18 protein-coding genes and 1 riboswitch are annotated in these 24,783 nt (G+C 41.2%); of the genes, 9 read left to right on the top strand and 9 right to left on the bottom strand.

The annotated features are described in order from the left end of the window. Window positions 1-22 precede the first annotated feature (22 nt). Genes glmM through rlmE form a run of 4 tightly spaced genes read right to left on the bottom strand, consistent with a single transcriptional unit; the run spans window position 23 to window position 4,849 of the window. Entirely contained in the window at window positions 23-1,360 is a 1,338-nt protein-coding gene (gene glmM / locus WSC_RS0101250; RefSeq protein ID WP_016954099.1) for a phosphoglucosamine mutase, read from the bottom strand. Window position 1,361: 1 nt separating this feature from the next. Beyond that, window positions 1,362-2,186, bottom strand: a complete 825-nt coding sequence (folP, locus tag WSC_RS0101245; protein ID WP_016954098.1) for a dihydropteroate synthase — start codon at window positions 2,184-2,186, stop codon at window positions 1,362-1,364. Window positions 2,187-2,239: 53 nt separating this feature from the next. Then, window positions 2,240-4,198 carry an ATP-dependent zinc metalloprotease FtsH gene (ftsH, locus tag WSC_RS0101240; RefSeq protein ID WP_026016600.1) on the bottom strand — a complete coding sequence of 653 codons (1,959 nt, stop codon included), beginning with the start codon at window positions 4,196-4,198 and terminating at the stop codon, window positions 2,240-2,242. Between the two features lie 21 nt (window positions 4,199-4,219). Next, the gene (gene rlmE, locus WSC_RS0101235) at window positions 4,220-4,849 is read right to left on the bottom strand and encodes a 23S rRNA (uridine(2552)-2'-O)-methyltransferase RlmE (RefSeq protein ID WP_016954096.1); all 630 of its coding nucleotides are present in this window, start codon (window positions 4,847-4,849) and stop codon (window positions 4,220-4,222) included. 83 nt (window positions 4,850-4,932) lie between these two features. On the opposite strand from rlmE, the gene yhbY reads away from it, so the two are divergent. Next, window positions 4,933-5,229, top strand: coding sequence for a ribosome assembly RNA-binding protein YhbY (yhbY, locus tag WSC_RS0101230; RefSeq protein WP_016954095.1), 297 nt, complete (start codon window positions 4,933-4,935; stop codon window positions 5,227-5,229). A gap of 60 nt (window positions 5,230-5,289) precedes the next feature. Here the strand turns inward: yhbY and greA are convergent, their stop codons facing one another. From greA to WSC_RS0101205, 5 genes are all read right to left on the bottom strand, one after another. After that, window positions 5,290-5,766, bottom strand: a complete 477-nt coding sequence (greA, locus tag WSC_RS0101225; protein ID WP_016954094.1) for a transcription elongation factor GreA — start codon at window positions 5,764-5,766, stop codon at window positions 5,290-5,292. Next, window positions 5,763-8,984, bottom strand: coding sequence for a carbamoyl-phosphate synthase large subunit (gene carB / locus WSC_RS0101220; protein ID WP_016954093.1), 3,222 nt, complete (start codon window positions 8,982-8,984; stop codon window positions 5,763-5,765). The genes greA and carB overlap by 4 nt, the downstream gene beginning before the upstream one ends. Window positions 8,985-9,006: 22 nt before the next feature. Further along, complete coding sequence (carA, locus tag WSC_RS0101215; protein WP_016954092.1) at window positions 9,007-10,134, bottom strand: glutamine-hydrolyzing carbamoyl-phosphate synthase small subunit; 1,128 nt, start codon at window positions 10,132-10,134, stop codon at window positions 9,007-9,009. 224 nt (window positions 10,135-10,358) lie between these two features. Next, the gene (gene dapB / locus WSC_RS0101210; protein ID WP_016954091.1) at window positions 10,359-11,156 is read right to left on the bottom strand and encodes a 4-hydroxy-tetrahydrodipicolinate reductase; all 798 of its coding nucleotides are present in this window, start codon (window positions 11,154-11,156) and stop codon (window positions 10,359-10,361) included. 57 nt (window positions 11,157-11,213) lie between these two features. Continuing rightward, window positions 11,214-11,822, bottom strand: coding sequence for a flavin reductase family protein (locus WSC_RS0101205; RefSeq protein ID WP_016954090.1), 609 nt, complete (start codon window positions 11,820-11,822; stop codon window positions 11,214-11,216). Window positions 11,823-12,043: 221 nt separating this feature from the next. Beyond that, window positions 12,044-12,196, top strand: a riboswitch (guanidine-I (ykkC/yxkD leader). A 56-nt stretch (window positions 12,197-12,252) separates the two neighbouring features. On the opposite strand from WSC_RS0101205, the gene WSC_RS0101200 reads away from it, so the two are divergent. The 8 genes from WSC_RS0101200 to WSC_RS0101165 all read left to right on the top strand — a co-directional run bounded on the left by WSC_RS0101200 (window position 12,253) and on the right by WSC_RS0101165 (window position 24,722). After that, window positions 12,253-13,284 carry a putative urea ABC transporter substrate-binding protein gene (locus WSC_RS0101200; RefSeq protein ID WP_016954089.1) on the top strand — a complete coding sequence of 344 codons (1,032 nt, stop codon included), beginning with the start codon at window positions 12,253-12,255 and terminating at the stop codon, window positions 13,282-13,284. A 91-nt stretch (window positions 13,285-13,375) separates the two neighbouring features. Continuing rightward, entirely contained in the window at window positions 13,376-14,200 is an 825-nt protein-coding gene (locus tag WSC_RS0101195; RefSeq protein WP_016954088.1) for an ABC transporter permease, read from the top strand. Then, entirely contained in the window at window positions 14,197-14,979 is a 783-nt protein-coding gene (locus tag WSC_RS0101190) for an ABC transporter ATP-binding protein (protein ID WP_016954087.1), read from the top strand. The genes WSC_RS0101195 and WSC_RS0101190 overlap by 4 nt, the downstream gene beginning before the upstream one ends. Further along, a complete protein-coding gene (locus WSC_RS0101185; RefSeq protein ID WP_016954086.1) occupies window positions 14,976-15,686 on the top strand; it encodes an urea amidolyase associated protein UAAP1 in 711 nt (236 codons plus the stop codon). The genes WSC_RS0101190 and WSC_RS0101185 overlap by 4 nt, the downstream gene beginning before the upstream one ends. A 10-nt stretch (window positions 15,687-15,696) precedes the next feature. Then, the gene (locus WSC_RS0101180) at window positions 15,697-16,335 is read left to right on the top strand and encodes an urea amidolyase associated protein UAAP2 (protein WP_016954085.1); all 639 of its coding nucleotides are present in this window, start codon (window positions 15,697-15,699) and stop codon (window positions 16,333-16,335) included. Window positions 16,336-16,426: 91 nt separating this feature from the next. Next, window positions 16,427-20,032 (top strand): urea carboxylase, encoded by a 3,606-nt coding sequence (uca, locus tag WSC_RS0101175; protein ID WP_016954084.1) that lies wholly within the window; start codon window positions 16,427-16,429, stop codon window positions 20,030-20,032. Window positions 20,033-20,036: 4 nt separating this feature from the next. Continuing rightward, window positions 20,037-21,824, top strand: a complete 1,788-nt coding sequence (atzF, locus tag WSC_RS0101170) for an allophanate hydrolase (protein ID WP_016954083.1) — start codon at window positions 20,037-20,039, stop codon at window positions 21,822-21,824. 159 nt (window positions 21,825-21,983) lie between these two features. After that, on the top strand, window positions 21,984-24,722 hold the full coding sequence (locus tag WSC_RS0101165) for a hypothetical protein (RefSeq protein ID WP_016954082.1): 2,739 nt from the start codon (window positions 21,984-21,986) through the stop codon (window positions 24,720-24,722). The last annotated feature ends 61 nt before the right edge of the window (window positions 24,723-24,783 follow it).

Here is a 24,783-nt window from a genome sequence, read left to right as displayed (position 1 = left end):
AATTAAAAATCAAAACAGAAGATTATTTCACCGCTTGTTCAACTGCTGACGCAATTGATTTTGCATGATCTTCAACAACTGTTGCATTTTCACCCTCAACCATAACACGAATAACAGGCTCAGTACCGGATTTACGCATCAGTACACGGCCTGTATCACCTAAACTGGCTTCTACATCCGCAACAGCTTGTTTAACTAAGTCAGTTTCTAATGGCTCTTGACCATCAGCGTATCGCACATTGATTAGAGTTTGTGGGTATTTATCCATACCTAAACTCAGTTCATATAACGACATTTCTGAGGTTTGCATTGCACGTAGAACTTGTAAACCCGAAATAATACCGTCACCAGTAGAAGTTGAATGTAAATTAATGATATGACCCGAGCTTTCACCGCCTATGTACCAGCCGTTTTGTTGTAATAATTCAAGTACATATCTGTCACCCACTTTACTGCGAGCAAATGGAATACCTAAACGCTTAACGCCAATTTCCATGCCTAAATTGCTCATAACAGTACCAACTACACCACCATGCATTTCACCACGGCGCAGTGCGTCACGTGCAATAATAAAGACTAACTGATCACCGTCAATTACATTGCCTTTATGGTCAACCATCATTAAACGGTCACCATCACCATCTAACGCAAAACCTACATCAGCCTGGATTTCTAATACTTTTTCTTGTAAAGCTTTTAATGAAGTTGCGCCGCAATTCAAATTGATATTGACACCATCCGGAGACGTCCCAATTTCAATCACTTCAGCGCCCAGTTCACGTAAAACATTCGGCGCTATGTGATATGTCGCACCATTGGCACAATCAACGACGATTTTTAAACCTTTCAATGACATATCCGACGGATAGCGGCTTTTACAAAATTCGATATAACGACCAGCGGCATCATCAATGCGTTTTGCTTTACCTAATTTAGAAGATTCTACTATGGTCATAGGCTTGTTGATTTCAGCTTCAATCGCCAATTCGATTTCATCACCTAACTTAGTGCCATTACGCGAGAAGAATTTAATACCGTTGTCTTGATAAGGATTGTGTGATGCGCTAATCACAATACCCGCATCCGCTCTAAAAGTGCGGCTTAAGTAAGCAATAGCAGGTGTTGGCATTGGGCCCAATAAACCAATATTAACCCCGGCTGCAGACAAACCAGATTCTAGCGCTGATTCCAACATATAACCGGAAATACGCGTATCTTTACCAATTAAAACTTTATGTGTACCTTGGCTAGATAATACTCGACCAACGGCCCAACCTAACTTCATAACAAACTCAGGGGTAATAACCCCTTTACCTACTTCACCACGAATACCGTCGGTTCCAAAATATTGTCTACTCATTTTATTGCTCCTTTAAAGTGGCAGCGACTACTGCCATAGCATCTATCGTCTGCGCGACATCATGCACTCTTATTATATTTGCGCCTTTCATTGCCGCTATTGTAGCAGCAGCAACACTGGCATCTATTCGTTCTGCAGGCTCTTTTGTCGTAACTGCGCCCAACATGGATTTGCGTGATAAACCGGCTAACACCGGATAACCTAATTGTTGAAACTGTTCAAACTGCAGCAACATCTGATAATTTTGTTCAACCGATTTACCAAAACCAAAACCTGGGTCAATACAAATTCGCTGCGGTTTAATACCCATATCAAGACAAGCTTGAATGCGTTGTTGCAAAAAGTTGTTTACTTCATCCACAACATTGCTGTATTCAGTGTTTTGCTGCATGGTACGAGGATTACCGCGCATATGCATTAAACACACATCTACCTCTGAAGCTGCCACTACACTTAATGCTTCAGGCTCAGCGAGTGCGCGCACATCATTAATCATGTCTGCACCTAAGTTAATCGCTTCAGCCATCAACTGAGGTTTATAGGTATCAATGGATACATAAGTATCAAATTCTTGTTTGATACGCTCTAACACAGGTAAAACGCGCTGCATTTCTTGCTCTAATGGCACATATTCAGCACCCGGGCGAGTTGACTCTCCTCCTATATCAATAATATCCACACCTAAATCCAACATTTGTTGGCAATGTATAAGGGCTGAATCTAATAAATGGAAATGGCCACCATCACTAAAACTGTCGGGCGTAACATTGAGTATGCCCATGACTAGCGGGCGAGAAGATTGTTGAATAAGCTGTTGTATTTTCATTAATGGGTATAACTATTAAAAAGCCCCGTTAAGGGGCTTTTTGTTTAAAGCTGTTATTTTGCGGTTAAATCGTCAGTGTCGGACGTAACACTTTGCTCTGGTTTGCTTTGTTCTGCAGAATCAGCTTTTGATTCTGTAGCAGTATCAGAGCCTGATTTAGGTGGTTTGTTGTCTTGATCTTTAGTCCAATCTTGTGGTGGACGTACATCACGACGCGCCATTAAATCATCAATTTGTTTTGCATCAATAGTTTCATACTTCATTAGCGCATCTTTCATTGTATGCAAAATATCTATGTTTTCATTTAGCAAGCTTTCGGCTAATTGATAATTACGATCTAGTACTGAACGCACTTCAACATCAATTGCTTTAGCGGTTTCATCTGACATGCTCTTAGATTTTGCTGAGCTACGTCCCATGAAAACTTCACCTTCTTCATCTGCATATAAAATTGGCCCTAAGGTTTCAGATAAACCCCATTGAGTAACCATTTTACGTGCAATTTCGGTAGCTCTTTCAATATCGTTTGAAGCACCTGTGGTTACTTTATCCATACCATAGATGATTTTTTCAGCTAAACGACCACCGTATAAACTCGCAATCATGCTTTCTAAATGTTGTTTGCTATGACTTACTCTGTCTTGCTCAGGCAAATACATAGTCACACCTAAGGCACGACCACGTGGAATAATACTGACTTTGTAAACTGGATCATGCTCAGGTACTAAACGACCAACAATAGCGTGACCTGCTTCGTGATAAGCTGTCATTTCTTTTTCAGATTCGCTCATCACCATAGATTTGCGCTCTGCGCCCATCATTATCTTGTCTTTAGCTTTTTCAAACTCTTCCATTGAAACAAGACGTTTGTTGTTACGCGCAGCAAACAATGCGGCTTCATTAACTAAGTTTGCTAAATCTGCACCAGAGAAACCCGGTGTACCACGTGCAATTAAAGATGCTTCAACATCATCACCTAAAGGCACTTTACGCATATGTACTTTTAAAATGTGCTCACGGCCACGAACATCCGGTAAACCAACCACAACTTGGCGGTCAAAACGGCCAGGACGTAATAATGCAGGGTCAAGTACATCAGGACGGTTGGTTGCAGCAATCACTATAATACCTTCGTTGCCTTCAAAACCATCCATCTCAACTAACATTTGGTTAAGTGTTTGTTCACGTTCGTCATGACCACCACCTAAACCAGCACCACGTTGGCGACCTACTGCATCAATTTCATCGATAAAGATGATACAAGGCGCTGATTTTTTCGCTTGGTCGAACATATCACGCACACGTGAAGCACCAACACCCACAAACATTTCAACAAAGTCTGAACCAGAAATGGTAAAGAAAGGAACTTTCGCTTCACCCGCTATTGCTTTAGCTAATAAAGTTTTACCTGTACCTGGAGGACCCACCATCAATACGCCTTTAGGAATTTTACCGCCTAATTTTTGGAATTTGCTTGGGTCTTTCAAGTAATCAACTAATTCTGTTACTTCTTCTTTTGCTTCGTCACAACCAGCAACGTCGGCAAAAGTCGTTTTGATTTGGTCTTCGCTCATTAAGCGCGCTTTGCTTTTACCAAATGACATAGCGCCTTTACCGCCGCCACCTTGCATTTGACGCATGAAGAAAATCCATACTGCGATAAGCAAAATCATAGGGAACCAAGAAATAAAAATGGTTCCTAGTAAACTAGGCTCTTCAGGTTCGATGCCTTCTACTTTTACATTTTTATTTAATAATTCGTCTAAAATTTTGTCGTCACGCATTGGGAAGACTGTTTCAAACTTGTCGCCAGTTCTGCGTGTGCCAATAATAACCCCTGTCTGCGGGTCAATTTTAACTTCACGCACCATGCCTTGATCAACTTCTTTTACGAAGGTGCTGTATTCCACTTTTCGTTCAGAGCCACCACCAGGTGAAAAACTCTGAAACACGGTCATTAACACAACAGCAATAACGACCCATAAAATTAAGTTTTTTGCCATATCACTCAAGACACTAACCTCTTTGTCGACTTAATATTTGAAACCAGATGCTACAAAATACACTTCACGTGAACGGCCACGCGACGAATCTGGTTTGCGAATTTTGACCTGCTTAAATGCACTTCTAACATCTTTTAGAAATGGATCGAAACCCGCTCCCTGAAAAACTTTTACTACAAATTTACCATCTTTTTTCAGTACTTGTTTGCACATATCCAGTGCTAATTCTACCAAGTACATGGATCTTGCCTGATCTACCGTTTCGTTGCCACTCATATTTGGCGCCATATCCGACAACAATACATCAACACACTTACCCTGTATACGATCTAACAGTGCATTTAGCACAGCTTCTTCACGAAAATCACCTTGCAGGAAATCTACCCCAGCAATTGAGTCCATTTCGAGTATGTCACAAGCAATCACATCACCTTTTTGGCCAACTTGCTCAACAGCGTATTGCGACCATCCACCCGGTGCAGCACCGAGATCCACTACAGTCATAGCTGGGCGAAACAGTTTATCTTTATTGTGAATTTCTTCTAATTTGAACACAGCACGAGAACGTAGACCCATTTTGCGTGCTTTTTGCACATAGTGGTCGTCGTGATGCTCTTTTAACCAGCGTTTACTACTGGCGGATTTCTTTTTCTGTACCATTATAAGTGGGTTTAATTAGTAATACGCTTTAGATGGCGTTAAAATACCGAAAATTCAAGCTTTGTCATCCAAAAAGTGAAAATATGAACTTATCCACTAAACAGAAACAATATTTAAAAGGTTTAGCACATTCGCTCAAACCTGTCGTGCAACTTGGTAATAACGGTTTAACTGAAGGCGTTTTAGCTGAAGTTGAAAACGCTTTGAGCCATCACGAATTAATTAAAGTTAAAATTCCAACCGATGAACGCGATCTAAAAAAAGCCATCATAGACGCAATTGTGCGTGAAACTCAAGCCTTTCACGTACAAACTATCGGCCATACGTTAATTTTATATAAGGCTTCGGAAGAGAAAAAGATCACACTTCCTAAAGCTTAATCATCAAACTACAAAAAAGCCGACATTAAGTCGGCTTTTTTAATCCGCTAATCGTTATCGTTAAATATATTCAACTTTAACAATTTCGTACTCTACTTCACTTGAAGGTGTTGTTAGAGTAAATGCATCGTCGATTTCTTTACCTATCATGGCACGCGCAATTGGTGAGTTTACTGAAATCAATTTTTTCTTAATATCAGCTTCATCATCACCAACAATGCGATAAGTTACTTCTTCGCCCGTTTCGACATTTTCAATACTAACGGTTGCACCAAAAATAACTCGACCATTATTTGGCATTTTGGTCACATCAATAATTTGTGCATTTGATAACTTAGCTTCAATTTCTTGAATGCGACCTTCACAAAAACCCTGCTGCTCACGTGCAGCATGGTATTCAGCGTTTTCTTTTAAATCGCCGTGTTCACGTGCGTCAGCAATAGCCGCAATAATTTGCGGCCGTTTAACACGTTTAAGATCTTCAAGTTCGGCTTTAAGTGCTTCTGCACCTAAAACTGTCATTGGAAATTGATTCATGCTTCTACCCTTTGATGTAACGACTGTACAGAGTTAACCACATTTCTATCGTCAGCTTCATGCGCTAAACAAGTAGCGAATGCTGCATTTAACGTAGTTGTGTAGTTTACTTTATAACGTAAAGCGCCACGGCGAATTGGTACAGAATCAGTAATAGCCTGACGACCTTCTGTGGTGTTTACAATATAGGTATACTCACCGTTTTTAATACGGTCAACTATATGTGGGCGACCTTCAGAAACTTTATTAACTGTACGTACTTCGATACCCGCTTCTTCAATGATAACCGCAGTACCTTTAGTTGCATCAATTTGATAACCAATTTTGGTTAACTCTTTTGCAAGCTCAGCAACACGTTTTTTATCACTGTCACGAACAGATAATAAAACACGGCCAGTTTTTGGCACAGAATCACCCGCACCTAAACGAGATTTAGCAAAGGCCTCAGCGAATGTATCACCAATACCCATAACCTCACCAGTAGAGCGCATTTCTGGGCCTAAGATAGGGTCTACACCTGGGAATTTGTTAAATGGAATAACCACTTCTTTAACTGAGTAATAAGGTGGAATAATTTCTTTAGTTACACCTTGCTGGGTTAAAGACTGGCCAACCATAACACGTGCGGCAACTTTAGCTAATGGAATAGCAGTCGCTTTTGATACAAACGGCACAGTACGTGCTGCACGCGGGTTAACTTCAATTAAATAAATTTCGTTATCTTTAACTGCGAACTGAGTGTTCATCAAGCCGATTACGTTTAATTCAAATGCAAGTTTAGTTACTTGTTCACGTAAACCGTCTTGAATTTCTTGGCTTAAAGAATATGGAGGTAATGAACAGGCTGAGTCACCAGAGTGAACACCCGCTTGTTCGATATGTTCCATAATACCGCCAATCACTACTTTTTCGCCGTCACAGATAGCGTCGATATCTACTTCAATCGCGTCATCTAAGAAACGGTCTAACAATACTGGCGAGTCGTTAGATACTTTTACCGCTTCGTTCAAATAACGTTTTAAGTCGTTAATATCGTAAACAATTTCCATTGCACGGCCACCTAATACATAAGATGGACGAACAACTAATGGGAAGCCGATATCAGCTGCATTAGCCAAAGCTTCTTCCATTGTTTTTACCGTTGCATTTGGTGGCTGTTTTAAGCCTAAACGCTCAATTGCTTGTTGGAAACGTTCACGGTCTTCTGCTCGGTCAATTGCATCAGGTGAAGTACCGATAATAGGTACACCATTCGCTTCTAAAGCTCGTGCTAGTTTAAGTGGTGTTTGACCACCGTATTGAACGATCACACCTTTAGGTTTTTCTAAACGAACAATCTCAAGAACGTCTTCTAAAGTAACAGGCTCGAAGTATAAACGGTCTGATGTGTCGTAGTCAGTTGATACGGTTTCAGGATTACAGTTAACCATAATGGTTTCGTAACCGTCTTCACGCAATGCCATAGCAGCATGTACACAGCAGTAGTCGAACTCAATACCTTGACCGATGCGGTTAGGGCCACCACCTAATACGATAATTTTATCTTTATCAGTTGGTTGCGCTTCACACTCTTCGTCATAGCTTGAATACATATAAGCAGTAGAAGTAGAGAATTCTGCCGCACAAGTATCAACACGCTTGTAAACCGGGAAGATTTCAAATTGTTGACGTTTTTTACGTACTTCGCTTTCAGCAACACCAATTAAGTCAGCGATGCGAATATCAGCAAAACCTTTACGTTTTAAGCTGTATAAGAAATCTTTATCTAAACCAGCTAAACCTTTATCAGAGATAGCTTGCTCAGATTTAATAATGTCTTCAATTTGCACCAAGAACCATTTATCGATTTTGGTAATTGCAAAAATTTCTTCTGTTGTCCAACCAGCACGGTAAGCATCCGCTATGTACCAAATACGCTCTGCACCTGGCTCTTTTAACTCATGGCGAATTTTCGCTTTCGCTTCAGGGTCGGTAATATCGATAATTGGATCAAAACCACTTACACCCACTTCTAAACCACGCAATGCTTTTTGCATTGACTCTTGTTGGTTACGGCCAATTGCCATTACCTCACCAACAGATTTCATTTGAGTGGTTAATCTGTCGTTTGCACCGGCAAATTTTTCGAAGTTAAATCTTGGGATCTTAGTTACAACATAATCGATTGAAGGCTCAAACGATGCTGGTGTTTTACCACCTGTGATGTCGTTGTCTAGTTCATCTAGCGTATAACCAACTGCTAATTTAGCGGCGATTTTAGCAATTGGGAAACCAGTTGCTTTAGACGCTAACGCAGATGAACGAGATACACGAGGGTTCATCTCAATGATAACCATACGGCCAGTATCAGGGTTGATACCAAACTGTACGTTTGAACCACCGGTTTCTACGCCGATTTCACGCAGTACTGCCATAGAGGCATTACGCATGATTTGATATTCTTTATCAGTTAAGGTTTGTGCTGGTGCAACTGTAATAGAGTCACCAGTGTGAACGCCCATAGGATCAAAGTTTTCAATTGAACAAACAATGATACAGTTGTCTTTTTTGTCACGAACCACTTCCATTTCGTACTCTTTCCAACCAATTAATGATTCATCAATTAATAATTCGTTGGTTGGTGATAGGTCTAAACCACGAGTACAAATTTCCTCAAACTCTTCGATGTTATAAGCGATACCACCACCAGAGCCGCCCATAGTAAATGAAGGGCGGATAATACATGGGAAGCCGATGCGTGATAATACATCCATAGCTTCTTCCATTGAGTGCGCAGTTTCAGCACGCGGACACTCAAGGCCGATGTTTTTCATCGCTTTGTCGAAACGCTCACGGTTTTCAGCTTTGTCGATTGCATCAGCTGTTGCGCCGATTAATTCACAACCAAATTTAGCTAAAACACCATGGCGGTCTAAATCAAGCGCACAGTTTAGTGCGGTTTGACCACCCATAGTTGGTAATACAGCGTCCGGACGTTCTTTTTCAATAATTTTAGCAACCACTTCCCAATGAATTGGCTCAATATAAGTTGAGTCCGCCATTTCAGGGTCAGTCATAATAGTTGCAGGGTTAGAGTTAACTAAGATAACTCGATAACCCTCTTCTCTTAAAGCTTTACAGGCTTGTGTACCTGAATAGTCAAATTCACAGGCCTGACCGATAACAATAGGGCCAGCTCCAAGAATCAAAATACTTTTTATATCAGTACGTTTTGGCATTGCAGTCTCTCTATCTGGCTCGTTATTTAGCTTTTGCAGCTTGCATTAACTCAATAAAGTGGTCGAATAAAACCGCCGCCTCATGTGGGCCTGGGCTAGCTTCAGGGTGACCTTGGAAGCTAAACGCTGGTTTATCCGTGCGATGAATACCTTGCAAAGTACCATCAAACAAAGACTTATGCGTTGCAACTAAGTTTGCTGGTAATGAAGCTTCATCAACCGCAAAACCATGGTTTTGGCTGGTAATCATAACCACACCCGACTCGATGTCTTGCACTGGGTGGTTAGCACCATGGTGGCCGAACTTCATTTTTTGAGTTTGTGCACCGCTGGCTAATGCCAACAATTGGTGACCTAAACAAATTCCAAATACAGGAATGTCTGTTTCAAGAATTTGTTTAATTGCGGCAATTGCATAATCACATGGTTCTGGGTCACCAGGTCCATTTGATAAGAAAATTCCGTCTGGGTTCATTGCCAACACTTCACTTGCTGGTGTTTGAGCTGGCACAACTGTTAAGTCACAACCGCGGTCAGCCAACATGCGTAAAATGTTACGTTTTACCCCAAAGTCATATGCAACTACTTTAAACTGTTTTTCAGTTTGAACTTGGTGGCCTTCGCCTAACTGCCAAGTTTTTTCATTCCATTGGTAGCTTTCAGATACTGTTACTTCTTTGGCTAAATCCATGCCTTTCAAACCAGGGAAAGCTTTTGCAGCCGCTAATGCTTTTTCAGCGTCATCGCCAACAATAATTGCGCCGTTCTGTGCGCCCTTTTCTCGTAAAACACGTGTTAAACGACGTGTATCTATATCTGCGATTGCTACGATACCGCGCGCTTGCAAATATTCTGATAAGCTTTGTTGATTTCTGAAGTTTGAAGCTAGTAGTGGAAGATCGCGAATAACTAAGCCTTTAGCCCAAATGTTTGCAGACTCTTCATCTTCTGCATTGGTACCTGTGTTACCAATATGAGGATAGGTTAAAGTTACGATCTGCTCAGCATAGGATGGATCGGTTAATATTTCCTGATAACCTGTCATAGAAGTATTAAATACTACTTCACCAACAGACATCCCCTCAGCACCAATTGAGGTGCCCTTGAATACAGTGCCATCTTGTAGCACTAGCAAGGCGGTTTCAGCCAAAACGACCTCCTGAACATTAAAAAACGGGAGCCATTTGAACAACAGCAACCCGTTCTTGAAATTCTTTGAATGTGAATGAGAGCGAACTTTCAATTCGCTGCAGATAAATCTTGTCTATTTTAGATGAATTCATTCTTTTTTGCTAATAAAAATTGCAAAACCATGACAAATAGTCGTTTAAGCACAAAAAAAACCTAAAACAGACAAAATTATAAGTTTAATCTTTACTTCAAGCCTAAAACGTCTTGCATATCGTAAAGCGCTGTTGGTTTATCACTCAACCAATGTGCCGCTCTTACTGCGCCTTTTGCAAAAGTTAAACGGCTAGAAGCTTTATGGGTTATTTCGATGCGCTCTCCAATATCGGCAAACATCACTGTGTGCTCACCCACTATGTCACCAGCGCGAATTGTCGCAAAACCTATTTCATCACGCGGTCTTTCGCCTGTGTTACCTTCGCGGCCATAAATAGCCTTTTCGTCTAAATCACGGCCTAATGTATCGGCAATAACTTGACCTAAAGCTAGAGCAGTGCCTGATGGTGCGTCTTTTTTGAACCTATGGTGCGCTTCCCAAATTTCGATATCCGTGTAGTCGCCCATGACTTTACTTGCCATTTCGAGCAACTTAAACAATAAATTAACACCAACACTCATATTTGCAGCAAAAACAACAGGAATTTTCTCACCAGCAGCTTTTACTTCTGCCAATTGTTCTTTGCTAAAACCCGTGGTACCAATAATGATAGGTTTGTTATTAGCCACACACCAACGAATGTTGTTAATGCTGGCATCCGGCAAAGTAAAATCTATATACACGTCAGCAGAAGCAGCATCAGTACAAACTTGCGCAGGTAAACCTAAATTGCCAATACCAGCAATTTCACCTACATCAATACCATTAAATGCTGAGCCCTCACGGACAAATGCTTGATGTAATGTTACCGCTTCGTTTTGTTCACACGCTTCTATTAACGCACGACCCATTCGGCCATTTGCGCCGAAAATACCGATTTTTGTCATTTTTACTTTACCTAATAATTCAATTCTGCGCGCATTTTAGTCGCTCTACTGTAGATTTCAAATTTTTGCCAAAACGATTTCTTTTAAGTTGGCATATTCACGCCCACCCAAACGGGCAATGGGGTCTATTCTGAGTACATCGGTTTTCAATCTTTGTTTGGCGTCTAACCCCACTACGTCATCGGCAATATATATTTGTTTAATTTCAACAAAAACTAAAGTTTGTGGTTTATCACCCATTTCAATTGTTTGATGTAACTCACAGCCAAATGCAATTGGACAATCTTTAACCCTAGGCAGTGGAAAGCCATCAAACTCAGTTGTTTCAATATTATAAGCATCTATCTCCGATTCTTCAGCAGCCAACGTATTGGCACTATCTTGCATTTGCTGCACTTGACTAGCAGAGGCAATATGCACAACACAATGTTTGTTGTATTCAAAATTAGCGATCGAATCTTTCAGCTCGCCCGTTGGCTTTTTACCACCTGAATACATTAATAAAGGCGGTTCACTGCTCACCGCAGTAAAATACGAATACGGCGCCAAATTGAAATGCTTACTTTTATGTTGCGTTAACACCCAAGCTACCGGCCTAGGCACAACCGTTTGTGTCATTAAAAAATAGATTTCCGTCGGACTTAGCTTAGCTAAATCTATTAACATTGTTATTCTCCCAAACTAAATTTTCCTATTGTTTGCCAAAGCACCAATACAATGCAAACGCACCAAAAACATTCACCAAACAGTGACAACTTTAGCTGTATGTTACGTTAAATAAACACCCTCATTCTACAGAGCCAATAAAAAGTGTTTAATTCATCTTTGGCATAGTATATGCTGATAAATAACTGCAGGGGTTCAATTAAATTGAACCAGCACGAAGCTAAACAGGCGACTAGGGTTCCGGTTTATTTGATGAATAAATGTCTGGTCCGAGAGTTACCAACCTAGCTGCACAACTTCCTATAGCAATGTTGCTTGTGGTTTTTGTGTTTGCGCAAGCAAGGGTTACACGGCGGGATAAAAGCCCGGGAGGTTCAATTTAATTAGACCTCCTGTGCCCAGAAACCGTGTAAACTTTGGAGAACGCAACATGAAAAGTATAACAACGCTCACCCTACTACTCGCATTACTCACCCCAAGCAGTATTTTCGCAAAAGATAAATTTTCGATTTGTTGGTCAATTTACGTTGGCTGGATGCCTTGGGAATACGGCGACAGTTCGGGCATTATTAAAAAGTGGGCCGACAAATACGATATTGAAATAGACGTAGTACAAATCAACGACTATATCGAATCAATCAACCAATACACTGCTGGGCAATTTGATGCCTGCAGCATGACCAACATGGATGCTTTAACCATTCCAGCTGCCAGTTTTGTCGATAGCACAGCCTTAATTGTCGGCGATTTCTCCAATGGTAACGACGGTGTTGTATTAAAAGATAAAGCGACCTTATCTGAAATTAAAGGGCAAAAAATTAATTTAGTCGAATTAAGTGTATCGCATTATTTATTGGCGCGTGGTTTAGAGTCCGTCGGTTTATCTGAACGGGATGTAGATGTGGTAAATACATCCGATGCTGATTTAGTTGCTGCTTTCTCAACAAAAGATGTGACTTCAGTGGTGACATGGAACCCACTACTGTCTGAAATAGAAAAACAGCCTAGTGCAAACAAAGTTTTTGATTCATCAAACATTCCTGGCGAAATAATTGACTTAATGGTGGTCAATACAGCAACGTTGAAAGCTAATCCCAAATTCGGCAAAGCCTTAACCGGTGCATGGTACGAAATTATGCAGAAGATGTCGGACGATGCTGTGCTTGAGCATATGGCTAAAGCATCAGGTACAGACTTAGCCGGCTATAAAGCTCAATTAGCCAGCACTAAGATGTTCTATTCAGCCAAAGATGCAGTGGCTTTCACGCAAGACCCAAGTTTAACCAAAACAATGAAATACGTTGCTGAGTTTTCTTTTGAACATGGGTTACTCGGAGATGGTGCACCCGATGCTGGCTTTATCGGCATTGAAACCCCAAACGGCGTATTTGGTAATCCACAAAATATCAAGCTACGTTTCGACCCAAGCTACATGCAAATGGCAGTAGATGGAAAACTATAAGCATTAAAACTCAATGTGTAGCGCTGGTAGCTAGTATATATACACGCCTGCGCTGCATTTCATCGAATTTAAGCCATTACAGAAGTGACCTATGAAAAAATTAATGAACATAGAGCCATCGCGTCCGCTTAAAGGGTTTTTAGCGATTATTCCTTTTGTAGTTATTTTAATCTTGTATTGGAATGCTTCAAACGAAAGATTAGCCGAAAACCCTTACGATAAGTTACTACCAAGCTTTACGCAAATTTCTGATGCAGTTGAGCGTATGGCATTTACCGAAGATAAACGCAGCGGTGAATATTTATTTTGGGAGGATACAGGCGCGAGTTTATATCGTATTGGCCTAGGGGTACTGATTAGCGCTTCAGCAGGGTTACTCTTTGGTATGTTATCGGGCTTATTACCTGTATTACGTACTGGCTTTTCCCCCCTGATTACCATTGTATCTCTGATCCCACCTATGGCGATTTTACCTATATTATTCATTAGTTTTGGATTAGGTGAATTAGCCAAAGTTATGCTGATCATAATAGGTACAGCGCCAGTTATTATTCGAGATATCCAAAATCAAGTCCGACAGTTGCCATCAGAAATTATTGTCAAAGCACAAACGCTAGGGGCCAATACTTGGTTAGTTGCCATTCGAGTGGTTTTGCCACAAATCATGCCTAGATTAATCACGGCAGTTAGGCTTTCACTCGGTACTGCTTGGCTGTTTTTAATTGCCGCTGAAGCTATTGCAGCACAAGAAGGTTTAGGTTATCGAATCTTTCTAGTGCGGCGCTACATGTCAATGGACGTGATCTTACCTTACGTACTTTGGATTACCGCACTAGCCTTTGCTATGGATTTTAGTCTGCGCAAAATATCTGAGCTGTGTTTTCCTTGGTATCACCAACAGGAGGCTGGCAAATGAGTTTATTAAAAATTGACAACGTTTGGAAATCTTACGGTGACGTGCAAATTCTTGAGCGGCTCAATCTCAGCGTTAATGAAGGCGAATTTGTTTCAATGGTCGGCGCATCTGGTTGCGGTAAAACCACTTTGCTCAAAATGATTTTAGGCAGCGAAACTGCTACCAAAGGACAAATTTTACTTGATAACCAACCGATAGCAGCTGAGCCAAATGAGCAACGTGGCATTGTTTTTCAAAAGTACTCGGTATTTCCGCATTTAAGCGTTTTACAAAACGTCATGATAGCTGACGAATTTGCTGCATCGAAATTTTTCGGCCGTACTTTTGGCAAACAAAAACAGGCAATAAAACATAAAGCACTCGAATTTATTCAAGCAGTCGGTTTAGCCCATGCTATAGACAAATATCCGCATCAGTTATCTGGTGGTATGCAACAGCGTCTAGCCATTGCCCAAGCATTGATGAAATCACCGAAAATTTTATTGCTAGACGAACCGTTTGGCGCGCTCGATCCAGGTATTCGTAAAGATATGCACCAACTCATTCGCAAAGTTTGGAAAGAAAACAAACTAACCATTTTTATGGTGACACATGATATCCAAGAGGGTTTTGACTTGGGCTCACGCCTTTGGGTGTTTGATAAGGTGCGCCAAGACCCTCAAGTGCCAAGCGCTTACGGTGCACAAATTACTTATGACTTGCAATTAAATGAACCAGCTCACCTGGCCACAGGCCAATCGCTAGCTGAAAAGTACGTAAAGAAGGTAGCTAATCTATGATGTTATACAAAGACACTTTGCCATCAGGCAAACATTGGTCAATGAAAATGCGGCGTGGTACTAGCCTACGTTTAATTGACAAAACCGGAGGGGCTAATGTTGGCGTTTTATTTTACAACCCTGAAAATTTACTTGAACGTTATAACGCCCCCGACACATTAAAGTGCCAACACACTTTTAAACTCACCAAAGGCCATTGTCTATATTCAGATATGGGACGCATTTTTTGTGCAATTACTGAAGACAGCTTTGGCTGGCATGACACTGTTTGTGGTAGCAGCAATGCAGCTCAGGTTGAAAAAAAATGGGGCAAACGTGATTACCAAAACCACAGAAACAACTGGAAACAAAACGGCCACGATGCGTTTTTAGTTGAAGCAGCCAAATACGGTTTAAACAAACAAGATTTAGCCGCAAACCTAAATTTATTCAGTAAAGTTGAACCGAATGATCAAGGTAATTTGACTTATTCAACTGAGCAATCAAAAGCCGGTGATTTTATTGAGCTGAGATTTGAAATGGATACTTTAGTGTTATTCCATACCTGTCCGCACCCGCTAAATACAGATACTGACTATCCGGAATTTGAAGTTGAGTACCAAATTTTAAAATCAGCGCCAATGACTGAAGATGATTTGTGCAAAAATTCCTGTGCAGAAAATCAGCGCGGTTATGAAAATAATCGTTTATATCACTTAGGTTTGTAGGAGTCAGATTGTGATTAAAGAAAGTAAGTTACAAGCCGGACAAGCAATTCGCCAAGAAGTAGTTGATGCCGGTGATTATTATTTAAAAGTGGTTAAACAAGGCCAAACAATTCGTATTTTGGATTTAGAAGGCAATCAGGCGGCTGATACTTTGTTTTACAACGCCAACGACCCAAGTGAGCGCTATAGCGCAACCGACACCATACGTGAGCAAGGTAACTTGTATCTAACAGCTGGTACAGTGCTAATGTCGAACGAATGTAATCCTATGCTAAAAATTGTTGCAGATACCTGTGGCCGACACGATACCATAGGTGGCGCTTGCGCTACTGAGAGCAATACAGTGCGTTATGCACTTGAAAAAAAGTGCATGCATGCTTGTCGAGACAGCTGGTTATTAGCGATTGCTGAAAATGAAGAGCTGGGTTTAAGTAAAAAAGACATCACGCATAACATTAACTTTTTTATGAATGTACCTGTTACTGCCGATGGCAAATTGAGTTTTGCAGATGGCATTAGTGGTGCTGGCAAATATGTTGAGTTAGAGGCGTTAATGGATGTGGTGGTATTGATTTCTAACTGCCCCCAGCTGAATAACCCTTGTAACGCATATAACCCAACTCCGATTGAAGTTTTAATCTGGAATTAATTCAAAACAGCCATTCGGCTCAATATTCAGGACGACCTGAATATTTGTACAAGTTTGATGCGGGACGACCCGCAAAGACGAGTAAAACGCCATGTTTAACACAGTTCTTATCGCAAACCGGGGCGCTATCGCCTGTCGAATCATTCGCACATTAAAAAAGCTCGGTATAAAAAGCATTGCCGTTTATTCAGAAGCAGATAAAGAATCATTACACGTAACCCAAGCTGACGAAGCTTACAGCTTGGGGCCAGGTGCGGCAGCTACAACCTATTTAGATCAAGATAAAATAATTGAAATAGCCAAACTAACCGGCGCACAGGCGATCCATCCGGGTTATGGCTTTTTAAGTGAAAACGCGACCTTCGCTGACAAATTAAAACAACAAAATATCGCCTTTATTGGTCCGCGTGCTCAGCAAATGATCGACTTTGGGTTAAAACATCAGGCGCGTGAAATCGCAGAAAAAGCCAATGTGCCATTAGTTCCAGGTAGTGGCCTGATTTCAGACATACAAGAGTTAGTCAGCTTTGCTGAAAAAGTTGGCTACCCTGTCATGCTAAAAAGCACCGCAGGTGGCGGTGGCATCGGCATGCAAAGATGTGATTCAAGCGCTGAGCTTGAAAAAGCCTTTGTCAATGTTAAACATTTAGGCGCACAAAACTTTGCCAACGATGGTGTATTTGTCGAAAAATTTGTTGAAAAAGCCCGCCATATAGAAGTGCAAGTTATCGGCAACGGTTTTGGTCAAGTGGTCACTTTAGGTGAGCGCGACTGCTCTAGCCAACGTCGTAACCAAAAAGTCATTGAAGAAACCCCAGCAGCTAACTTACCAGCGGCTACACGCAACGCTATGTTAGCCACAGCAAAAAATTTAATGGCTTCAATTGATTATTTAAATGCTGGCACAGTTGAGTTTATTTACGATCACGAACAAGACAAATTCTACTTCTTAGAAGTAAATACCCGCCTACAAGTTGAGCACGGAGTCACCGAGATGTGTTATCAGCTTGATTTGGTGGAATGGATGTTAAAAGTGGCTTTCAGCGAAAGCATGCAAAATCAGCCATTAGATTTATCGGCATTGGATACAATTAAACCTGTAGGCCATGCTATTCAAGCACGTATTTATGCTGAAAACCCAGCAAAAAACTTCCAGCCGTCAGCTGGATTATTAACTCAGGTTGAATGGCCAACTGATGGTGTAAGGGTTGACCACTGGGTTGAAGCTGGTTTAACGGTTTCGCCATTTTTTGATCCTATGCTCGCAAAAGTCATAGTACATGCGCATAACCGCGATAGTGCAATTGCCAAACTAGATAAAGCCTTAACTGATGCAAAAGTCTATGGCGTCATTACCAATATTGATTATGTTCAGCAAATTTTAGCAGACGATAATTTTAAACAAGGCAAGATTTTCACCCGCAGCTTAAATAATTTTCAGGCGCAATTTGCCGGTTTTGAAGTATTAAAAGCCGGAACCATGACCACAATTCAGGATTACCCAGCACGCACAGGTTATTGGGATATAGGTGTACCACCATCAGGCCCTTTCGATTTTTATTCGTTCAGGTTAGCCAACCGTTTATTAAACAACCCAGATGATGCAGCTGGCTTAGAAATAACCCTGCAAGGACCAAGCTTAAAGTTTTATCAAGGTTGCCAGGTAGTGATCACAGGGGCTGAAATTGAAATTACTTTAGACGACAAGCCTCAGCAAAACCATCAGGTGATAAATATTAAAACCGGTCAAACGTTAAAAATAGGCAAAGTAACGGCAGCTGGCGCCCGCGCATATATGGCGGTAAGCGGCGGCATTCAATGTCCAGATTATTTGGGCAGCAAAAGTACCTTTACCCTAGGTCAGTTTGGTGGACATTGTGGCCGTGCATTGCGCATGGGTGACTTTTTATCTATTGCTAAAAAAGTGAGCTTGCAGCCAGTTAAGCAAATTCCACAAGATGTAATTGCGCCAGTCACCCAGGATTGGACCTTGCGTGTGATATACGGCCCACATGGAGCGCCAGACTTTTTCACTGAAGAAGATATTAAAACCATTCAGTCGCATACTTGGAAAATTCACTATAACTCCAGCCGTACAGGTATTCGCTTAATAGGCCCTAAACCTGAGTGGGCACGTGAAACTGGTGGCGAAGCAGGTTTGCACCCATCAAACATTCACGACAATGCTTATGCATTTGGCACTGTTGATTTTACTGGTGATATGCCAGTTATATTAGGCCCTGATGGCCCAAGTTTAGGTGGTTTTGTTTGCCCCTTCACAGTCATTGCTGCAGATTTATGGAAACTTGGTCAGTTAAAAGCCGGAGATAACTTAAATTTTGAAGTAGTTGATTTAGCGTCAGCTAAACAAATTGAAATCGCACAAAATAGCCAAATTGCCAAGTTGGCCAAACAAGCTTGTGATTATGCACCAACGGCTATTACCACACCTATTTTAGATAGATTAGAAACGGATGATGGTGAGCCTGGCCTAGTATTTCGCGCCGCTGGCGATAAGTTTTTATTGGTTGAATATGGTGAATTAGTTTTAGACTTAACCTTACGTGCACGAGTGCAGGCCTTGTTAGAAGCTTTACAGGCTGAAAACATTCATGGCGTTTTAGAGTTAACCCCGGGCATTCGTTCACTGCAAATCCATTACGATAACTTACTGGTTGATCTAGCCTCTCTAATTCAAACAGTTAAGCAAGTGGATTTAGCACTAGGTGATACGCGTAAACTCAGTTTTGAATCGCGTATCGTCCACCTGCCACTAAGTTGGAATGACAAAGCCTGTCAGCAAGCCATTGATAAATATATGCAATCTGTACGTAAAGATGCACCTTGGTGTCCTTCCAATTTAGAGTTTATTAAACGTATTAATGGCTTGGAAAGCATTGAACAGGTCAAAGATATTGTATTTAACGCTCATTATTTAGTACTAGGTTTGGGCGATGTGTATTTAGGTGCACCAGTGGCTACGCCACTGGATAAATGCCACCGTTTAGTGACCACCAAATATAACCCAGCACGTACTTGGACAGCTGAAAACTCAGTGGGTATTGGCGGCGCTTACATGTGTATTTATGGTATGGAAGGTCCGGGCGGATATCAGTTTGTTGGTCGCACTGTGCAAATGTGGAATCGCTATCGCAGCAATCATGTATTTAATCAACCTTGGTTACTACGCTTATTTGATCAGGTTAAATATTATCCGGTCAGCCATGAAGAGTTAATGCAAATTCGTGAAGATTTCCCCTTGGGTAAATGGCAGCCCAAAATAGAAAGCGCCACAGTTTCTATGCCTGAACTGATTCAGCAGTGGCAAGATAATCAAGACGACATTGAACAATTCACCAAACAAAGAGAACAAGCTTTTGCCGCCGAAATGGCTGAGTGGAAACGCACAGGTCAACTGAATTATTCATTCGAAGCAGATGCAGAGCAAAAAAGTGAAGAAATTCAACTTGCAGATAACCAATACTTAATGGAGGCAAGCGCAGCCGGTAGCGTGTGGAAAGTGACTAGCCAAGCCGGCCAACAAGTTGCCTCTGGTCAATCTATGATTGTGCTTGAGTCGATGAAAATGGAAATTGATATTGCCGCGACTGAAAATGCCCAAATAGTCAAAGTCTTAGTTAAAGAAGGTCAGCAAGTACAAGCCGGTCAAGCATTAATGATTTTACAAGGTGAATAACAACATGAATCAAACAAATTTAACCATTGGTGAACTGCACTCGGCTTATACAAACAAGCTTATTACACCCGATAACTTAATATTAAGCCTAGTTCAACACGCCAAAACTCAGCAATCGGTCTGGATTTATCTGTTAAATGAATCTGAACTTAAACCCTATTTAGACGGATTAAAAAATAAATCACCACAAACTCATCCTCTATATGGCGTACCCTTTGCGATAAAAGACAATATTGATTTAGCCGGTGTGCCAACAACAGCCGCCTGCCCCGAGTTTAGTTATGTGGCAGAAAAGTCGGCTTTTGTTGTGCAGCAACTAATAGAAGCAGGTGCGATCCCAATTGGTAAAACCAATTTAGATCAGTTTGCGACCGGTCTAGTTGGCACTCGCTCACCGTATGGTGAAACACCTAATGCATTTAACTCTGATTATATTTCCGGTGGTTCAAGTTCTGGCTCAGCGGTTGCAACTGCATTAGGCACTGTTAGTTTTGCATTGGGGACAGATACCGCAGGTTCGGGACGTGTGCCGGCCTGCTTTAATAATTTAGTTGGTCTGAAACCGAGTAAAGGTTTGTTATCTACCTCTGGTGTAGTGCCAGCATGCCGCAGTTTAGATTGTGTCAGTATTTTTGCGTTAACCGCGAGCGACGCTAATCAGGTATTTCAGGTTGCCGCACAATATGACGGCGAGGATTGTTATTCGCGTGCCAATCCACTCGCAAACCAAAAGCCGGTACTGACAAAAGACAGTTTTACCTTTGCTGTACCTTTAGCTGATCAACTCGAATTTTTTGCGGATGATTTTTATCAGGCCGAATTTGCCAAAGCGGTTAGTCAGCTTGAAGCGTTGGGTGGCGCTAAACTTGAGCTAGATTTTTCACCTATGCTGCAAGCGGCAAAACTCCTGTACGAAGGCCCTTGGGTTGCCGAACGATATATCGCAACACAGGATATTATTGAAAATAATCCACAAGCAATGCTGGATGTCACCCGCACTATTATCAGCTCAGGCAATAAACCTTTAGCAACTGACTGTTTTGCTGCACTGTATCAACTGCAAGCGTTAAAAAAGCAGGCGGACTTAATTGTTGGCCAAGCTGACTTTTTACTCACGCCAACCGCAGGTCGGCATTACACCCGTAAAGAGATTAATGAAAATCCAATTGGCTATAACTCAAATTTGGGTTACTACACCAACTTTATGAATTTATTGGATTATTCAGCGATTGCTGTACCAACTGGGTTTACCGATAAAAAAATGCCATTTGGTGTTACCCTGTTTAGTTTTGCGATGCAAGATCAAAAGTTGTTGGCTTACGCAGATAAAGTGATGCAGCAAAATCAGCTGACATTAGGCGCAACTGAATGGCCGTTTAATAAAGACAGTCTGAATACTAATGAGAACAGCGGATTTATCGATATTGCCGTGTGTGGTGCGCATTTATCCGGCATGGCGCTAAACTGGCAATTGTTAGAACGCAACGCCTTATTGCTTGAACAAACTACAACCGCCAAAGCGTATCAAATGTATTCGGTGCCAGGCCAAGTTGAACGTCCTGCATTAATTCGTTCAACAGGTGCCACTCAAAGCTTTGAAGTGGAAGTATGGCGTATGCCAACTGAACATTTTGCCTCTTTTGTAAAAGGTATCGCCGAACCGCTAGGCATAGGTAAAGTTGAATTAGCCGATGGCCGTTTTGTCAGTGGGTTTATTGCCGAAAGCACAGCACAAAGTGGCAAGAATATCAGTGAGTTTGCTAGCTGGCGTAAATACAAACAATCCCATTAGTCCTTAGGTTAATCATTCTCAAGGTTTGCCCTGCTGTCCTGTAGGGTAAACCTTCATCCAGCCTTAATATTTAATTCGATTATTTTCTTCATCTTGTTCTGCTATGATTCAGAAATTAAAAATTGCCTAAAACTCAATAGAATAAGTTCAAGGAATAACATGTACAAATATTTTGCATTGCTCGCGTTAGCAATCTCGGCACAAACGCAAGCACAAGGACTGGTTGGACAAAATTCGACATCGGTTGCGCACGATGAAACCTATTACACCAAAGATGTGGCCAATACCCGACTTATCTTCCCTAAAGAGCATAAAGAACATGCAGAGCACGCTGCCGCAGTTGAAGAATATTTACAGCACCAGTATGAAAAAACTTTTGGTTTTAAATTAGATGATACTTTGTATGTAGGTTTGATGTCGTCACATAATCAAATTGCCAATGGTTTTGCCACGCCATTCCCAGTGACCAGGCAAATAAATTACATGGGTGGTGCGCAAATGGTCGATTATTTTGCCGCAACCTCTTGGTTAGATACTTTGTTGTTGCACGAAACGGCCCACAATTATCAAACTACAGCAAAAAATAACTTTGTTTCGAAAACCTTATACAAAGTGTTAGGCAATGGCAGTTTAATGACGCCGATAATTCCGAGCATTAATCCAAATATTTTTGAATCTAGTTTTATTTTAGAAGGCAACGCCATCTTAAACGAGTCTTGGCACGGCAATGGTGGCCGCTTATATAGTGGTTTATATCGCGCCATGACTAACGTACACGCCAAAGCAGGTTATTTAACCCCTGAACGCATGTACAACAACACACTTAACTTCCCTTATGCTGAAGGGTTTTATATTTTTGGCTCGCAATATCAGCATTATTTAGCTGAGCAGTATGGCTTAGACAAAGTTAACAAATATTTTAAAATGCGCTCGCGCCACTGGTATTGGCCGTTTATGGTTAACCGTCCAATGCGTAATACTTTAGGGGTAAATTTCAACGACAGTTTGTTTGCTTGGCAACAAAAATTGCAACAAGACGCACAAGACATGCAATTAGCCAATGGCAAAATCATAACCAGCTCAAAACAATTTGCGCCTATGAATAGACAAGCTGAGCAGATTATATTTTTAACCAATCCAGATGCGGTGAGTGCGCCAATTCTGCAGCAATTTAATATACAAAATTCGAGTCTAAAGTCAGATAAAACCAGGCTAGCCTTAGGCAAAGTATTTGCGATAGGCGATGATTTTTATACTGTTTCAGGCCGAAAAACCTCAGTGTGGCGCAGCCAACAAGGTTTATTTGATGAAAGTGCACATATAAAACCAGGCAGCGAAGGCAAAATTATCCAAGGATATTTAACTGATGGCCGTGCGGTTTATTTTGAAAGCAGTAAATCATTTGAACAACCGCAGTTATATGTCGGCGATAAGTTATTTGCGCAAGTAAATTCTTCAGTGCTCGTTCATCAAGATAACCTATACTATTTTGTCCAAAGTGGCCGCGAGCGTACCTTATTTAAAAATAACCAAGCATTGGTTAGCTTTACCGGACACTACGGCATAGTGGTTGATGTAGATAAACAAGGCCATGTTTATTTTATTGCCAATAGTGAACACGGCAGTAGCTTATACCGAACCAACCAAGGGTCTATTGAACGTGTATTAGCCGCAGATAACGTGGTGGATGCTAAATTAGTTAATGACCAAGTGTTAGTTTCGGCCATATCTAAAGACGAATATTATTATTCACTTGAAACACCCAAAATCAGCCAACAAACACCTTTTGTGGTTAAGCTAGTTTGGGACAAACAAGCAACAACTGAACAGCAACCGCAAGTGGCCGTTACTGAGTTACCCGATAAAAAAATCACCGATGAAAAAACCTATGGTTTATTCAATAACCTCAGGTTTAGTGGTGGCCATATCGCGCTTGGCAGTGTCACCGAAGAAAACGACAAAGGCGAAGAAGAAATCAAGACCTTGTATAGCGTTAGTGCATTAATAGCCGACCCGCTAGATAGAACACAAATTGGTTTGTGGGCAATGCGCGACAGTGATTACTCAGATCTGGTTGGCATCAGCATCAGTAATAACCAAACCTTTTTGTTGACTGGCTTACAAGCCTATTATGTCGCCAACAATGGTTTTGATAATGATGCAACAACGCAAACACGCGACTCTGGTTTTGCTGCACAAATTAAAATTCCGTTTTTGCAATCAGGTTTCTGGCGCGCCGAATTAGACACCAACTATTATCAAGATTATAAGTTGGACGAACGTGAACCGCTGTCTGTCGCATTAAATATCAGCCGCACTGAACATTATGCAAATAGCTGGTTGTATAACGAGGCTTTTGCCGCGAGCGCCTACGCAACTGAAGATAGAGAAAGCAAGATAACCGGCGGACAAATGTTGCTTGCAACTGACCTTGCCAATGAATTTTATCTACAAGGAAAGATAAAACATTCACAAACCAACTTACAAAACGTAGATCCACTCAATCGTTTAGGTGTTGAGCTGCAAGACACCTACGAATTTACCAATCCAGATCCAAGTAAATTTGTTTTGCCTTCACTTAAAGGTGATGTATTTGCAAAATCGGTTTCTTTCGCCGAAATTTCTGCATCTAAAGTATTCAACTTGTCATGGTATTCGTTAAAGTCGCCCTTCTCATTGCGCCGAGAGAAACTGGCATTAGCGTTTAGGCACTATGATATTGAGCAAGCAAACAATTTAGTTGATGTAAAAATCAACCAAATGGTTTTGGGTTTAGATTTTGACGTGCTAACGCTCAACAAACTCAATGTAACCCTTGGCCTGCAGTATATATATAGCGACGATGATTTAATTACTGAGCAAAACAAGTTCCAATTTGGTTTTAACCTACCTCTATAAAACGACTGTTTAGGTTCAGCACTCAATATCGAGTGCTGAGCGCTGCACTTTTTGCCAATCT

Origin of the sequence: Catenovulum agarivorans YM01, assembly GCF_000281085.1 — a bacterium.
GTDB lineage: Bacteria > Pseudomonadota > Gammaproteobacteria > Enterobacterales > Alteromonadaceae > Catenovulum > Catenovulum agarivorans.
Note: the sequence above shows the minus strand (reverse complement) of the source record. Positions and strands in the feature narration are given on the sequence as shown.